8 protein-coding genes are annotated in these 15,782 nt (G+C 70.6%); 5 read left to right on the top strand and 3 right to left on the bottom strand.

Features of this window, described 5'->3' with window-relative positions; genetic code table 11:
* Nucleotides 1–513: 513 nt before the first annotated feature.
* Nucleotides 514–3,627, bottom strand: coding sequence for an AfsR/SARP family transcriptional regulator (locus DQ384_RS04875; RefSeq protein WP_147268642.1), 3,114 nt, complete (start codon nucleotides 3,625–3,627; stop codon nucleotides 514–516).
* A gap of 441 nt (nucleotides 3,628–4,068) precedes the next feature.
* Between DQ384_RS04875 and DQ384_RS40975 the strand changes: the two genes are divergently transcribed.
* The 3 genes from DQ384_RS40975 (at nucleotide 4,069) to DQ384_RS40265 (ending at nucleotide 6,050) form a co-directional block, all read left to right on the top strand.
* Nucleotides 4,069–4,239, top strand: a complete 171-nt coding sequence (locus tag DQ384_RS40975) for a hypothetical protein (RefSeq protein WP_181871027.1) — start codon at nucleotides 4,069–4,071, stop codon at nucleotides 4,237–4,239.
* Nucleotides 4,240–4,392: 153 nt separating this feature from the next.
* Nucleotides 4,393–5,625 carry a hypothetical protein gene (locus tag DQ384_RS04865; RefSeq protein WP_114027438.1) on the top strand — a complete coding sequence of 411 codons (1,233 nt, stop codon included), beginning with the start codon at nucleotides 4,393–4,395 and terminating at the stop codon, nucleotides 5,623–5,625.
* Nucleotides 5,622–6,050 carry a hypothetical protein gene (locus DQ384_RS40265; RefSeq protein ID WP_147268641.1) on the top strand — a complete coding sequence of 143 codons (429 nt, stop codon included), beginning with the start codon at nucleotides 5,622–5,624 and terminating at the stop codon, nucleotides 6,048–6,050. Before DQ384_RS04865 ends, DQ384_RS40265 begins: the two co-directional genes overlap by 4 nt.
* Here DQ384_RS40265 and DQ384_RS04860 read toward each other — a convergent pair.
* Both DQ384_RS04860 and DQ384_RS40970 read right to left on the bottom strand, forming a co-directional pair.
* Nucleotides 5,968–8,025 (bottom strand): ATP-binding protein, encoded by a 2,058-nt coding sequence (locus DQ384_RS04860; protein ID WP_181871026.1) that lies wholly within the window; start codon nucleotides 8,023–8,025, stop codon nucleotides 5,968–5,970. The two genes, DQ384_RS40265 and DQ384_RS04860, sit on opposite strands and share 83 nt — an antisense overlap.
* Before the next feature lie 310 nt (nucleotides 8,026–8,335).
* On the bottom strand, nucleotides 8,336–8,473 hold the full coding sequence (locus DQ384_RS40970) for a hypothetical protein (RefSeq protein WP_181871036.1): 138 nt from the start codon (nucleotides 8,471–8,473) through the stop codon (nucleotides 8,336–8,338).
* A gap of 50 nt (nucleotides 8,474–8,523) precedes the next feature.
* Here DQ384_RS40970 and DQ384_RS04855 point away from each other — a divergent pair, with 50 nt between their 5' ends.
* A complete protein-coding gene (locus tag DQ384_RS04855; protein WP_114027436.1) occupies nucleotides 8,524–9,198 on the top strand; it encodes a hypothetical protein in 675 nt (224 codons plus the stop codon).
* A 639-nt stretch (nucleotides 9,199–9,837) separates the two neighbouring features.
* On the top strand, nucleotides 9,838–15,705 hold the full coding sequence (gene pulA / locus DQ384_RS04850) for a pullulanase-type alpha-1,6-glucosidase (RefSeq protein ID WP_245966250.1): 5,868 nt from the start codon (nucleotides 9,838–9,840) through the stop codon (nucleotides 15,703–15,705).
* The last annotated feature ends 77 nt before the right edge of the window (nucleotides 15,706–15,782 follow it).

Genomic DNA, 15,782 nt, shown 5'->3' with positions numbered 1-15,782 from the left:
AATCGTAATTGAATGCCGCCGATTTGCAAAGATCTTGGGATTCCATGGGGCTTATCGGCAAAAGGGATAGGCGTGCGGCTCACAGTACGGCATAACGGACGGTCACGAACCCCGCGGCCTATACGGATGCCCCAGGTCCGGGTCACAATCAGCGGATGAAGCGTCCCCGCGCGTCGGCCCTCACCCGCGTCGCCGCGCTTTCCACGGCGTTCGCCTTGATCTGCCTGACAATCTATTTTATCGCGATAGGTCTAGATAATGCAGACAAACTGGCAAGCGTCCTGAGCGCCCTCAGCGGCCTGGCGGCCCTGGCCCTGACCTGGCACGCCATGAGACGGCCGACCCGCCCACAACCCCCCGCACCTTCCGCCGACCCCCCCGAGGCGACGCCCGGGACCGCGCCCGCGGCCCCGGGCGGAAGCCCCTCGAAGACAGAAGACGGCGGCGTCCGCAACACCATCAGCGGTTCAGTACACGGCCCGGTTTTCCAGGGCCGCGATTTCACCGGCCCCGTCACCATCGGCGGCCCTGAGGCGAGTCCTCGGCGCCCAGTCCCTCCAGGCGGATACGGACCTCCTCGGCCTCGGGAAGATCCAGCTGGACCAGCAGGTTGAGGGCCTGACGCAAGGAGATCCGCGTCGCCTCCAGGTCGTCGAGGCGCTCCCACGTATCGGCCAGCCCCCTGTGCGCCCGCGACTCCTGGTACAGATCGCCGATCGCCCGCGCCGTCCTGATGGCCGAGTTGTAGGTGTCCCTCGCGGCCTCGTACCGTCCCGCCGCGAGATTCACATCCGCGATCCCCACCAGCGCCCGCACCATCTGGTAGTCGTCGGCGATCTCTTCGGCGATGCCCTTGGCCTTCTCGAAGTGGATCAACGACTCCTCGGCCCCGCCCATGTGAAGGTACGTACTGCCGATGCTGTTGAGGATGTCGGCCTGGTTCCTCCGGTCCCCGATCTCCAGGAACGTGGCCATGGCCACCCGGTAGCACGCCAACGCGGCGGAGAACCGATGTTTGTACTGATGGATGTCACCACGGTTACTGTGCAGGATCGCGTGGTTCTGCTTGCCCTCGATCTGCTTGAAGATCTCCAGAGACTCCTGGTACAGGCGGATCGCATCCCTGTGAAGCCCGCGATGCTTCTGGACGTCGCCCATATTGTTCAGTGCCTTGGCCTCGCCCCGCCGGTCACCGAGTCCGCGATATGCCTCCAAGGCACGACCGAGGAGGTCGAGGGAGTCCTGGTAACGGCCCAGATGCCAGTAGGCGATTCCACTGTGCCCCAGCGCGTCCGCCTCGCCCTTGACGTCCCCGCTGGATCGGAAGTTCGCTTGCGCCTCCTGGTAGTGCGCCAGCGCCTCCCGGTACCGGGCCGACGCCCAGTGGATGACCCCCATCTGGTCCTGGCACTTGCCGATCGCGCCCCTGTCGTCCAACGACTTGTACAACGACAGAGCCTTCCGGGTGTGCGACAGCGCGTTGTCATGCCGGCCGGTCCTGAACCTGGCGAAGCCCAGGTCCAGGGAGGCTCTGGCGATGCCGCGTGAGTCACCGAGGTCCTGGCACGCGCGCAGCGCGAGCGCGTGCCCCATCGCGGCGTCCTCCCACAGGCTCTCCATGTCGAGATAGTCCGCGATCATGCGCATGAGCCCAACGGTGTAGGCCTTCCACTCGTGCTCGGCGGCGTACTGGGCCAAACGCAGCACCGTACTCCACTCGTCGCCCAGCCATCGCCGTGCGTCCGAGGCGCCGATCTGCTCCCCCCGGGGTCGCTCGCAGGTGGCTCCGCAGGCCAGATGGATCGCCGCCATGGCCGTCCCGACGGTCTCGACGTACTGGTCGAGAAGGCGTCTCACAGCACGCCGGTTTCCCCCTTCAGGGTCCTCGCGTTCGGCACGCTCACGTGCGTAGGTCCGGACGAGGTCATGGAAACGGTAGCGGCCCGGCGCCGCCGGTTGGAGCAGATGGTGCCGGACCAGCGTCTCCACCATGATCCTTGCCTCTTCCTGCGTGGTGTCGCACAACGCGGCGGCGTCCATCACCGTGACATCGCGGCAAGGCGACAGGCCGAGCCGGCGGAACGCCGATTTCTCGCCAGGCGTCAGGTCGCGGTACGACATCTCGAACGCGGCGTCGATCTCGTCATGACCGCTACCGTCGGCGATCCAGGCGGTGCCCGTGCCCCCCGAGCAGGGTCGAGCACCGTTTCCGGCCGCTCCCGCACGCGGCGCGTTCAGCGTGATGGCGAGCGGCAGCCCGCCGGACACCCGGACGACCTCGCCGATCAGGTACGGATCGGCGTGGGCTCCCGCGAGGCGGGATGCCAGTGCGGCGGCGTCCTCACGGGGAAGGACCCCGAGCAGGACGCGCTCGACTTCGGAGGGCAGGTCGAGACGGGAGCGCGTGGTGATCAGCACCAGGCTCGACGACGAGGTGCCGAGAAGCGGCCTGATCTGCTCGGCACCCGCCACGTCGTCCAGGATCACGATGGCCCGCCTGTAAGCCAGCTCGGCGTGCCACATGGCGACCCTGTCTCCGAACGAGGACGGGATTCGCGTCGCCGGAATTCCCAGCATGCGCAGGAGTGCCGACAACGCGGTGGCGGTGTCCAAGGGCGGACGGGTCGGATCGTGGGCCCTGAGTTCGAGGTACAGGCGCGCGTCCGGGTAGCGCGCGGCGATCCGGTGAGCGATGTGCAAGGCGAGCGCCGACTTGCCCACCCCCGGCATCCCCTGGATGACCACGGTCGGGGTGCCATCACCCTCCGCGCGCACGGCGCTCACGGCCTCGATCTCCTGCTCACGACCGGTGAAATGGGGGGTGTCGGGCAGCAGCGTGTCCGGCTGGGACGCGACCTCGCTGCGGTAGACAGGAGTGACCGCCAGATCGGGATCGCCCCGCAGGATGCGCAGGTGCAGGGAACTAAGCGCCGCCCCGGGCCGCGTGCCATGTTGTTCGACGAGGTACCGGTAGGCGCCGCGGTAGACGTCCAAGGCGTCGGACTGGCGATCGGCCCGGTAGAGAGCGGTCATGAGCTGGCCGACGAACATCTCGTCGTCAGGTCGGTGCGCCACCAGGCCGCGAAGCTCGTCCAGCACCGCCGCGTGGCGGCCGAGGCGTAGTTCCAGGGCGATGCGATCCCTCTGAACGTCGGCCCGTTCGTCGGCCAGGGTCCGGCTCATCCGCCGAGCCCACTCCCCCGGGAGTCCCATCATGGCGTCGCCCGGCCAGAGCGCTTCGGCCTCGTGGAGCAGGCGGACCGCGAGTTCGGGATCACCGCTCCCGGCGATGGCCGTCGCCTGCCGCCACAGCGCCCGGACGCGGTGGAGGTCGATCATCTCAGGATCGACGTCCAGCGTGTAGGTGCCGCCACGGGCCACTATCCGGGCGCGCTCCCCCACGAGCTGGCGCAGTTGTCGGCGAAGACGGGACACATACGCCTGGAGAGCCTGTGTGGCCTTCGGCGGCGGCCGTTCGCCCCACACATGGTCGACGATGTCGCTGATCAGGACGGGCCTGCCGGGCGACAGCATCAGTATCGACATGATCAGCTGTGCCTTCGGAGAGCCGAGCGGGTGGTCACGCCCCAGGATGCGCAGGGTGAGCCCCACTCCGATTCCGAGCATCCTGAAGTACACCCTCGCCACCTCCGAGCCACCCCACGGCCCTGAATTAGCTACATAGTGAGAATGTCACGTTCCACTAGTACACCATATCACTTAACATCCCATTCTGACCGATAGTATTTCAAGCTGCAATTGCGCGCAATACAGCCCAGACAGCACCATCCGCAATAAAACCGCAAAAGGGACACCGCAGGCTATCCATCCTGTCCCGAAATATGCTCACAAACACGCCGAAGTGACGGTAAGATCGCTTCCATCGGCCTGCAAGCTGGGCCGACGTACTTGGCTACTCATCTTGCACTCCTTCCAACCCTCGGCCTTAGACAGGAAAGTTTCCAAATAATGGCTGACCTTTTCTCGACGATCTTGCTGGTCGGCGCCTCACATAGCCTCACGCTCCCCGCCTCGGAAATCACCGCTCCCGCGAGGTGCGAGGTCTCCGTGGTTCAAACTCTGGCCGAGCGGCGGCCTGTCGGTCTCTCCGAGACCGGCTTCCACGGGCGGATGGTGATCACCCGGACGATCGGGCGCGTCCCGGAGGGCACCAACATCTTCATGATCCGAAACGGCTGTTCCGAGCCCCTCGGACAGAGCGGAAACCTCACCGCCTGACCTTTCGGGGTGGGCGGAGGGGCGTATGCCGACCACCCCGAACTCCGCATACAGCGAACCGTCAACCTCTCTGCAAGGTGTTCCACAACCTCGCCACCGCACGCTCTGCCCATCCGGTTCGGCCGAGGGCCGGCGAGACGTGCGGGAGGCACGATGACATGCGAACAGAGGCGGCTGCCCGGGCCGTTCTCCTTCGGCGCGGGGATGGCCGACACACACGGGGTCGAGCGCAGGGTCGCGATGGTGGCCCACCACCTGGCCGGCGTCACACGACTGGCGGACGTCGTCCATCTGGTCGAAGAGGATCGCCGGGTGCAGGTGGCGTACAGTGTTCCGCCGTCCTCCCGGTACTCCAACGGCGCGCACGATCACCTGCGGGCGTCGGGGGCGTGGGAGATGCCCTGGTCCCAGGCGGTCGAGACGCGCTGGGATCTCGTGGTGGCGGCAGGTGACGGACTGCTGGAAAGGCTGCCCGGGCCGATCATGACCCTCAGCCACGGCGTAGGGCCCAACGGGTACGTGGCCCGTCGCGGCGGCCCGGGACTGCCCGCGCCGCGCGCCGTCCCGGGGTTCGGCGCGCAGGCGCTGAGCATGTACGGGCGGGTCATCGCATCGGCCATCGTGATGGCGCACGAGGACCATCGGCGGGTGCTCGCGGCCCACTGCCCCGAGGCCCTTCCGGCCGCCGTCGTGGCCGGTGACCCCTGCTTCGACCGCATGCTGGCGAGCCTGCCGTACCGGACGGCGTACCGGAACGCCCTCGGAGCCTCGCCCGGGCAGAGAGTGGTCGTGGTGTCGAGCCACCACCAGAGCGGGTCGCTGATCTCGCGGTACCCGTCGCTCCTCCAGGCGCTCTCGGACGAGTTGCCCTCCGAGCGCTTCCGCGTGGTGCTGGTCCTCCACCCCCAGGTGTGGGCCGCCCACGGAAAACGGCAGGTCACGGCCTGGTTCTCAAGATCAATCAACGCGGGCGTGGCCCTGCTCCCGCCGGAGGAGGGCTGGCGGGCCGCGCTGGTAGCGGCCGACGAGATGCTCGCCGACCACAGCTCTGTCGCCTGTTATGGCGCCGCGCTGGGCGTTCCGACCCTTCTGGCGCCGTTCGCCGCCGACGACGTGCTGCCGGGCTCGCTGTTCGCGCGCCTCGCGGAGGTGGCCCCCGTGCTGGACCCGGGCTCGCCCCTCGCCGGCCAGCTCGACGACGCACGGCGCGCGTGGTCGCCGTCGAACGCCGCCATGTTGCGCGCGCACCTGACCTCCGCGCCGGGCGGCGCGGCGCGGGAGATCCGCCGGACGATGTACCGCCTGTTACGGCTGCCCGAGCCCGAGGCCGATCCGGTCACGAGGCCCGTGCCTCTGCCCCGCCCGCTCGGGTCGGTCGTCCAGTGAGGCACGTACGCGTCCTGATCACTGAGCCGGCCCCGGAGGGCCGCGCCCGGGTCGTCGTGGCGGACGAGCACGTATGCGTGACCTCGGCCGAGCGCGACCGGCTCGCGGTGGCGGACGTGATCGTGGGCCTCGACCCGGGCGCGGAGACGGTGCAGGACATGCTGAGACGGCATCCAGGGTGCCTGGTGGCGGTCCGGCCCCGGCCCGACGGCCGGTGCGTCGTCGGGACGCGGGACGGCCAGGTCGCGGTGTTCGCCACGCCGGAGCCTTGGGCGGTCGCGGCCGCGGCCCATGCCTGGACGGTGGCCGGCCGCCGCCTCGACACGCTGGGAACGGCGACGCTCACGCCCGGCGAGGACCGCCGCCCGCGAGCTCGTCCAGGCGGCGCAGGACGTCCTCTCGTCGAGGTGCGCCGAGTTCGGTGAAGATCTCGGCGGCCCGCGCGAGCCGGCCCAGCGCCCCCGCGCGGTCGCCCGTCCGCGCGAGCGCCTCGGCCAGCGACGAGCCGATGTCCGCCTGCTCGTAGCGGGCGCCGATGGCCTCGGCCAGGGACAGGGCTTCGGTCAGCGACTCGACCGCGTCCGCGGGCCTGCCCGCCAGCAGATGAGTCCGCCCGAGGCCGCTCAGGACGCGCGTCTGGTTGTAGCGCTCGGACAGGGCTCCGAACAGGGAGTAGGCGTCGAGGAACCATCGGACCGCCTCGTCGTACCGCCCGAGATCACGTGAGGCCTCGCCCATCCGGCGGGTCAGCAGGGCGACCCCCCGCGACTGCCCGATCCGCCGGTGGATGGCCAGGGCCTGCTCGAACCGCGCCATGGCCTCCTCGGGCTCACCCATGCCGAGGTGCGCCACTCCAAGGCTGTCCAGCGCCGACGCCTCGCCCAGGTCGTGGCCCGAGGCGTGGGCCAGAGCCGCGGCCTGCCGGCACATCTCGGCCGCGCGCCGGAACTCCTGCAGGTTGAGGTAGGCCGTGGCCAGCGCGAGCAACATCCGGGGCACGGCACGCGGGTCCTCGGACTCCCGTGCCGACGCCAGGCCGAGTTCGTGGGTCTCCACCCAGGTGCTGTAATGCTTGCGGTTGAGGAAGACGGCCCAGAGCGATTCGCACGTCCACCAGGCGAGATCGTGCAATTTCCGCTCATGGGCGCCGACCACCACCGCGCGCAGGTTCGGCAGCTCCGACTCCAGCCAGTCCAGGGCCTGCGCGGGCTCTTCGAAGGTGACATAAGAGGGAGGGGCCTGCGCGTACAGCGGCCCCACGTGCCAGCGGCCGGGGAGCACCACGCGGTCGGCGGCGACGGCCGCACGGAGGTACCAGTGGGCGATCCGGGTGAAGGCCGCCCGGCGTTCCTCGTCCGTGTCGATGTCCTCCGCCTTCGCGTGGGCGTGCAGGCGGAGCAGCTCGTGCAGGCGGAAGCGATCGTCGCCCTCCTCCTGGACGAGGCTCGCGCCGGCCAGCTCGTCCAGGAGCCGGAACGCCTCGGGCTGGTCGATGTCACCCGCGGCGGCCGCCACGCCGGATCCGAAGTCCGCGCCCGGATGCAGGCCGAGCATCCGGTACAGCCTCGCCTCGTCGTCGCCGAGCGAGCCGTACGAGACGTCGAACGCGGCCTGCGGCGAGATGTCGTCGTCGGCGCTCATCAGCGACAGCCGCCGGGTGGCGCCGCTGAGTTCGCCGACCAGGCGCCTGATCGGCCACCGCGGGCGCAGGGCCAGCCGGGCGGCGGACGCGCACACCGCGATGGGGAGCCGCCCGCACAGGGTCACGAGTTCGCGGGCCTCCTCGGGCTCGGCGTGGGTGCGCTCGGTCCCGACCATGCGGCCGAGCAGGCCGAGGGCGTCGTCATGGCTGAGCGGATCCAGGTCCAGGACGCGGGCTCCGTCCACCACCAGCCCGGAGAGCCTGCGGCGGGTGGTGACCACGACGAGGCTTCCTCCGGACGCCGGCAGGACCGCGCGCACCTGGGCGGCGGAGAACGCGTCGTCCAGCATGATGATCAGCCGCCGCCCGGCGGTCGCGGAACGGAACAAGGTGGCCTGCTCGTCGAGGACCGCGGGAACGTACTGCGGGGCGATTCCGAGGGCCCGGAGAAAGCGTTCCAGCACCTCACCGGGTGAAACAGGGGAATCAGGCGCGGAAGCGCGAAGATCTGCGTACAACTGGCCGTCGCCGTAGTGGTGCCGGATACCGTGCAGCCACTTCAACGCCAGCGAGCTCTTCCCTACGCCGCCGAGGCCGGCGATGACGACGAGGGCCGGCGAATCGGGCGAATGTTCTTGGCCTTCCAGAAATCCGTCCAGCCGCGCGAGTTCGGCGTGCCTGCCGATGAACACGGCGGGCGCGTGGGCGAGCTGCGCGGGTGGTGGAGTCTCCTGACGTGCTCCGACGTTGATCCGCACGTCGCCGTGGATGGACTGGGCCTGGACGGCGGGGCCCGAGACGGTACCGCTGACCTCATTTGCCGCTGGTGTCGCGAATAGCTTGGAATTTTCCTTTTTCCCCTCAGCTCCGCTCACCGGCTCCACTCCTGGCATCAGTCGAGTTCTCTAGAGAACTTCTCTGTTACGGCAGAAAGCAAGCCCGATTGTCATACATGGGCAGCGGCCACGTCCACGCGTGGCGAAATGAACGTGATTACGTTCAGATGGCAGAAAAAGCCAGAGATGAAATACGGACGGCTGCGGCCCGCATCAGGGGCGGGCCCTCGCGTTACCGCTCGCCCCGCACGGCCTCGGCGTGGCGTTCGCGGAGGCGGGTGCGGATTTGGTCGGGAGTGTAGGTGCGGCGGCGGCGTTCGGCGCGGGCGATCACCACGCCGGTCGCGGCGACCCCCGCGAAAGCGGCCAATCCGAGTACCTTCCACCAACGCATGTGCCTAGGCTACTGGCATGATCGGCATGTCCGGCGGGAGCATCGGCCTCGACGAGGCGATCGAACTGACGCGTACCGGTGACGTCTGGCTGTTCCGGGGGCGCACGGTTCCGGATCGCGCCATCCAGATGACGACCAACAGCCCGGTGAACCACGTCGGCATGTCGGTGGTGATCGAGGATCTGCCGCCGCTGATGTGGCACGCGGAGCTCGGCAAGTCCCTGCCGGACATGTGGACGGGCACGCATCAGCGCGGGGTGCAGCTGCACGATCTGCGGGACGCGGTGGTCGTGTGGGCCACCCGGTACGGTCAGCGGGCGTGGCTGCGGCAGCTCGACCCGGCGGTCACGCGCGAGATGGAGGACGCCCTGCTGCGGACGATCGCGCGGCTGGACGGCACGCCGTTCCCCTCCACCGCGGGCCTGGCCGGCCGGTGGCTGCGCGGGCGGGTGCCGCTGCTGCGCCGGGGCGCGGCGAGCGCCGCGCTGGAGACGGCGTACTGCGCGGAGGTCGTGGCCGCGACGTACGAGGACATGGGGCTGCTGCCCGGCGGGCGCAAGCTCAACTGGTACGACCCGGGACGGTTCTGGAGCGGCGACGAGCTCATCCTCTCGGAGGGGGCCCGCCTGGGCGGGGAGATCGCCGTGCGCATCCCACCGGACGCCCGCCCCTCCGGCCGCAGGGCCTCCGGGACGGACTGACACCCGCAAGGCTTCGGGGACCGGCCGAACCATGCGCCCACCCCCGGCGCGCATGGGCCGGTCCCCGGCCGGCGTGAACAGATCAGCCGCCGACGGGGTGGAGGAGTGGCCGGAGTGGCCGCGCCTGGGGACGGGTGGTTCGGCACCGGTGACCTCGCTCCGGTCGGTCAGGCCGCGGGGTCATCTGGGGCGGCGGAAGGCGCAGTACGGGCGGGGCGGGGTGTCGGTGCGGCAGCGGTGGAGGGCGCGGAACGGGCCGGAGCCGGGCGTTCCCGGCAGCGCGCGCCGGGGATAGCGTCCCCGGCAGGTCGGAGGACGCCACGCCTTGAGGACCAGCGGCTGCCGCCAAAGCCCCAAATCACCATTTATCCCACCAAAGAAGACATATAGCATTTTAGTTCGCATCTCATAGAGAACCCGGCATCGATACCGCTTTGAGGCGGGCCGAAACCCTCGCCATCCGTGGTCAGTAAATCACCGAACGAGGTAACCGCCTGACAGCGACACCGGCCACCATGATCCTCGAAGCATGCCGATTGGATAGTTGCTGGAAATTTCAGTAAGGCATTGCATAGATCGGAGGTTGTGAGTAATTTCCGGGCAACACCCGTGAAATACACCAACCCGTGGAGGCCCCTGGTGGTCTGGCCACTCCCCCCACGGCACGCGAGAAGGCCGTCCACGTCCGGGACCGGCCGCCTGGCGGCCGTGATTCTCCTCGGCGTGGCCCTGTGCGCGCCCCCTCTCGCCGCCGTGACCCCCCTCTCCCCCGCCTCCGCCGCGACGGCCCCGGCCTCCGTGACGGCCTCGCTCTCCGCGACCGCCCCGGGCTCGCAGGTGGACGCGAAACCACTGGTCTCGGCGCTCAGCCGCACGTCCGAGCCGTCCGACAAGGACCTCGCCCGCGACTCCGCCCGCGCCGACCTGACGCGCGAGCGCTTCTACTTCGCGATGACCGACCGATTCGCCAACGGCGACCCCGGCAACGACAGGGGCGGCCTGTCCGGCGACCGGCTCGCCACCGGCTTCGACCCCGCGGACAAGGGCTTCTACCAGGGCGGCGACCTCGCCGGACTGCTCGGGAGGCTCGACTACATCAAGGGCCTCGGCAGCACGGCGATCTGGCTGACGCCCGCGTTCAAGAACCGTCCGGTGCAGGGCTCCGGGGCCGACGTCTCGGCCGGGTACCACGGCTACTGGATCACCGACTTCACGTCGATCGACCCGCACCTCGGCACGAACGCGCAGATGAAGCAGCTCGTCCGCGAGGCGCACAAGCGCGGGATGAAGGTCTTCTTCGACATCATCACCAACCACACCGCCGACGTGGTCGACTACAAGGAGAAGACCTACTCCTACCGGTCGAAGGGCGCGTACCCGTACGTCGACGTCGACGGCAGGCCCTTCGACGACCGCGCCTACGCGAGCGGGGACGCCTTCCCCGAGGTCGACGCCGAGTCGTTCCCCTACACGCCGGTGGCCGCCAAGGGCGTCAAGACGCCGGGCTGGCTGAACGACCCGACGATGTACCACAACCGGGGCGACTCCAGCTTCAGCGGCGGCGAGAACGACGAGTACGGCGACTTCTCCGGCCTGGACGACCTGTGGACCGAGCGTCCCGAGGTCGTCAAGGGGATGATCGACATCTACAGGACGTGGGTCCGCGAGACCGGCATCGACGGTTTCCGGATCGACACGGCCAAGCACGTCAACATGGAGTTCTGGCAGCGGTTCAGCCCGGCGCTGCACGGCTACGCGGCCAGGCTCGGCAACGAGAAGTTCTTCATGTTCGGCGAGGTCTACTCCGGCGACCCGTCCCTGACCAGCCGGTATTCCACGCGCGGCGGCATGGACGCCACGCTGGACTTCCCGTTCCAGGAGGCGGCGCGCTCGTTCGGCGGCGGCACGGCGGGCGCGGCGAGGCTCGCCCAGCTGTACGCCGGGGACGACTACCACACGAGCGCGCGGGACAACGCGTACTCGCTGCCGACCTTTCTCGGCAACCACGACATGGGCCGCATCGGCAGGTTCGTCTCCCAGGACAACCCGGGCGCGCCGGACGCCGAGCTGCTGCGACGCGACCTGCTCGCCCACGAGCTGATGTACCTCACGCGCGGCCAGCCGGTGGTCTACTACGGCGACGAGCAGGGCTTCACCGGCAAGGGCGGCGACAAGGACGCCCGCCAGACGATGTTCGCCTCCAGGACCCCGAGCTACCTGACCGACGACCTGATCGGGACGACGGCCACCCACGCGCAGGACAACTTCGCCACCACCCACCCCCTCTACCAGGGCATCGCGGCGCTGGCGAAGCTGCGCGACGCCCACCCGGCGCTGGCGGACGGCGCGCAGGTCGAGCGCCTGGCCAAGGACGGCCTGTACGCGTTCAGCCGCGTCGGCGCGAAAGAGCGGGTCGAGTACGTCGTCGCGGTCAACAACGCCGAGACCCCGGCGACCGCCGCCGTCCCGACGTACTCCGCCGGCATGGCCTTCGCCAAGGTGTACGGCGACGCGGCCGCGGCGGTGACCTCGGCGGCCGACCGCACGCTGACGGTCACCGTGCCGCCGCTGTCGGCCGTGGTCTACCGCGCCTCCGCCAGGCTCGCGACCCCCGCCGCCGCGCCCGCCGTCTCGATCGCGCTGCCCGGCGCGGAGGTCAGGGGAACGGCCGCCGACCCGAGGATCCCGGTCACGGCGACGGTGCCGGGCACGGGCTTCGACCAGGTGACGTTCGCCGCCAAGGCCGGCGACGGCGGGTGGCAGGTGCTGGGCACCGACGACGCGCCCACCGGCGCGAACCGGGCGTTCCGCGTGTTCCACGACCTCACCGGCCTCGCCGCCGGCACGAGGATCACCTACAAGGCGATCGTGAAGGACTCCGCGGGCCGGCTGGCCTCGGCGTCCGAGACGGTCACGGTCGCGGCGCCGCCCGCGCCGGAGGACCCGGGCGCGGTCAAGCGCGACTGGCTGGTCGTCCACTACAAGCGCGCCGACTACGACGGCTGGGGCCTGCACGTGTGGGGCGACGTCGAGCAGCCCACCGACTGGGGCTCGCCGCTGCCGCTCACCGGCGAGGACGCCTACGGCCGGTTCGCCTGGATCAAGCTCAAGCCCGGCGCGGCGAGCGTCGGGATCATCACCCACAAGGGGGACGAGAAGGACGGCGGCGACCGCCTGGTCAACCCCCAGCGGACCGGCGAGATCTGGCTGGCCGAGGGCAGGCCGGACGTCCACCCCTCGCGCGCGGCGGCCCAGGGCTACGCGACCGTCCACTACCACCGCCCGGACGGGAACTACGACGGCTGGGGGCTGCACCTGTGGGGTGACGGCCTGGCCGACGGCGCGGGCACCGACTGGGCGACCCCGCGCCCACCGGACGGCACCGACTCCTACGGCGCGTTCTGGAAGGTGCCCCTCAAGGACGCGACCGTCCCGCTGAACTACATCGCGCACAAGGGCGACACCAAGGACCCCGGCCCCGACCAGTCGTTCACCCCGGCGGCGCGGCCCGACGTGTACGTGAACTCCGGCGACTCGCGGATCTTCCCGACCCGGGCGGCCGCCGAGAACGTCGCGATCCTGCATTACCACCGCCCGGACGGGAACTACGAGGGCTGGGGGCTGCACGTCTGGACCGGCGCGGCGACCCCGACCGAGTGGGCGGCGCCCCTGCGGCCGGCGGGCACCGACGGTTTCGGCGCGTACTTCCGCGTGCCGCTGGCGGAGGGGGCGACCGGCCTGAGCTACATCATCCACAAGGGCGACGAGAAGGACCTGCCGTCCGACCAGTCGCTCGACCTGACCACGACCGGCCACGAGGCGTGGCGCCTGGCCGCCACCGAGGGGTACCTGCTGCCGCAGCCCCCGGCGCGCGGCGCGGACGCCGACCTGTCCAAGGCGCGGGCGCACTGGATCGACCGCGACACCGTGGCCTGGGACGTCGAGCCGTCGGCGGCGCTGCACTACGCGCTCGCGTTCTCCGGGAAGGGCGACCTCGCGTACGAGAAGGGCGATCTGACCGGGGACGTCCACCTGATCCGGCTGCTGCCGGGCGGCGGGCTGACCGACGCGCAGAAGGCGAAGTGGCCGCACCTGGCGTCCTACGCGGCGCTCACGGTGGACCCGCGTGACGCCGGCCTGGTCGAGGCGGCGCTGCGCGGCCAGGTGGTCGCGGTCGAGCGGGACGCGGCGGGCGCGCTGCTCACGGCGACCGGAGTGCAGATCCCCGGCGTGCTCGACGACGTGTACGCCAGGGCGGCCTCGGCCGAGCTCGGCCCCGTGTGGCCGTCGTCCTCGCCCAGGCTGTCGGTCTGGGCGCCGACCGCGCGGACGGTGGAGCTGGCGCTCTACGACGGCCCGTCCGGCACGACGCGGACCGTCCACGCGATGAGGCGCGACGACGCGACCGGCGTCTGGTCGGTGCGCGGCACGCCCGCCTGGAAGGGGCGCTACTACACCTTCCTCGTCACGGTGTACGCGCCGGCCGCCGGTGAGATGGTGACCAACGAGGTGACCGACCCCTACAGCGTGTCGCTCGCGGCCGACTCCGTGCGCAGCCAGCTCGTGGACCTGTCGGACCGCGACCTGCGCCCGGCGGGGTGGACGTCCCTGCGCAAGCCCCGGGCCGTGCCCCCGCAGCAGGCGTCGATCTACGAGTTGCACGTGCGCGACTTCTCCGCCTCCGACGCGACCGTCCCGGCCGCCGAGCGGGGGACGTACAAGGCGTTCACCCGCGAGTCGGCGGGCATGCGGGAGCTGCGGTCCCTCGCCGTGGACGGGCTGACGCACGTGCACCTGCTGCCCGCGTTCGACATCGGCAGCGTCCCCGAGCGCAGGGCCGACCGCGCCGAGCCGGCGTGCGACCTCGCCGCCATGCCCGCCGACTCCGAGGAGCAGCAGGCGTGCGTGGCGAAGACCGCCGCCAAGGACTCCTTCAACTGGGGGTACGACCCCGTCCACTACACCGTCCCCGAGGGGTCGTACGCGACCGACCCCGACGGGTCGCGGCGGGTGGAGGAGTTCCGGTCGATGGTCGCCGGGCTGAACGGCGCCGGGCTGCGCGTCGTCATGGACGTCGTCTACAACCACACCTTCGCCTCCGGCCAGGACCCGAAGTCGGTGCTCGACCGGATCGTCCCCGGCTACTACCACCGCCTGCTGGACGACGGCGCGGTGGCGACGTCCACCTGCTGCGCGAACACCGCGCCCGAGCACGCCATGATGGGCAGGCTCGTCGTCGACTCCATCGTCACGTGGGCCAGGCAGTACAAGGTGGACGGGTTCCGCTTCGACCTGATGGGCCACCACCCGAAGGCGAACATCCTCGCCGTGCGGGCCGCGCTGGACAGGCTGACCCTCGCCCGCGACGGCGTGGACGGCAGGTCGATCCTCCTGTACGGCGAGGGGTGGAACTTCGGCGAGGTGGCGAACGACGCCCGGTTCGTCCAGGCCACGCAGGCCAACATGGCGGGCACCGGCGTCGGCACCTTCAACGACCGCCTGCGCGACGCCGTGCGCGGCGGCGGCCCGTTCGACGCCGACCCGCGCGTGCAGGGCTTCGGCTCTGGCCTGGCCGGCGCGCCCAACGGCTCGCCCGCCAACGGCACCGCCGAGCAGCAGCGGGCCCGCCTGCTCCACTACCAGGACCTGATCAAGGTGGGGCTGGCGGGCAACCTGCGCGACTACCGGTTCACGGCGTCCTCGGGGACGGAGGTGAAGGGGTCGGAGGTGGACTACAACGGCTCGCCGGCCGGGTACACCGCCGCGCCCGGCGAGGCCGTGACGTACGCCGACGCCCACGACAACGAGACGCTGTTCGACGCGCTGGCGTACAAGCTGCCGAAGGAGACGGCGATGGCCGACCGGGTGCGCATGCAGTCGCTGTCGCTGGCCTCGGTGCTGCTGTCCCAGGGCACCGCGTTCCTGCACGCCGGCAGCGAGCGGCTGCGGTCCAAGTCGCTGGACCGCAACTCCTACGACTCCGGCGACTGGTTCAACCGGCTGCTGTGGGACTGCGCGGCGGGCAACGGCTTCGGCGCCGGGCTCCCGCCGGCGGCCGACAACGGCTCCAAGTGGGCTTACGCCAAGCCGCTGCTCGCCGACCCGGCGCTCAGGCCGGGCTGCGCGGACATCGGCGCGGCCCGGGGCCGGGCCGGGGAACTGCTGAAGATCCGCGCGTCGTCGCCCGCCTTCTCGCTCGGCTCCCTGGCCGAGGTGCAGAAGCGGCTGTCGTTCCCCACCAGCGGCGCGGACGAGACGCCCGGCGTCCTCACCATGCACCTGGACTCCACCGGCGTCGACCCGCGCTGGAAGTCGATCACCGTCGTGTTCAACGCGACGCCGCAGGAGCAGGCGCAGACCGTGGCCGCGCTCAAGGGGACACAGGTGACCCTCCACCCCGTGCAGGCCGCCTCCGGTGACCCGGTCGTCAAGCGGTCCGCCTTCGACTCCCCGACCGGCACGCTGACCGTGCCGCCCCGCACGGTGGCGGTCTTCGTCCGGTCGTAGGGCGCACCACCCCCCTGACCGGGGGGCACACCGCCGGGCCGGGTGTTGCCGCACCCGGCCCGGCACGGGTTCGCATC

This window comes from Sphaerisporangium album (assembly GCF_003323745.1).
Classification (GTDB): domain Bacteria; phylum Actinomycetota; class Actinomycetes; order Streptosporangiales; family Streptosporangiaceae; genus Sphaerisporangium; species Sphaerisporangium album.
This window is presented reverse-complemented; position numbering and strand designations above follow the sequence as displayed.

What these genes read in the sequence shown, in the direction of transcription:
- DQ384_RS04875 (WP_147268642.1), bottom strand. Translation starts at nt 3,627, where the DNA reads ATGCTCGGAATCGGAGTGGGGCTCACCCTGCGCATCCTGGGGCGTGAC.
- DQ384_RS04865 (WP_114027438.1), top strand. Translation starts at nt 4,393, where the DNA reads ATGACATGCGAACAGAGGCGGCTGCCCGGGCCGTTCTCCTTCGGCGCG.
- DQ384_RS04855 (WP_114027436.1), top strand. Translation starts at nt 8,524, where the DNA reads ATGTCCGGCGGGAGCATCGGCCTCGACGAGGCGATCGAACTGACGCGT.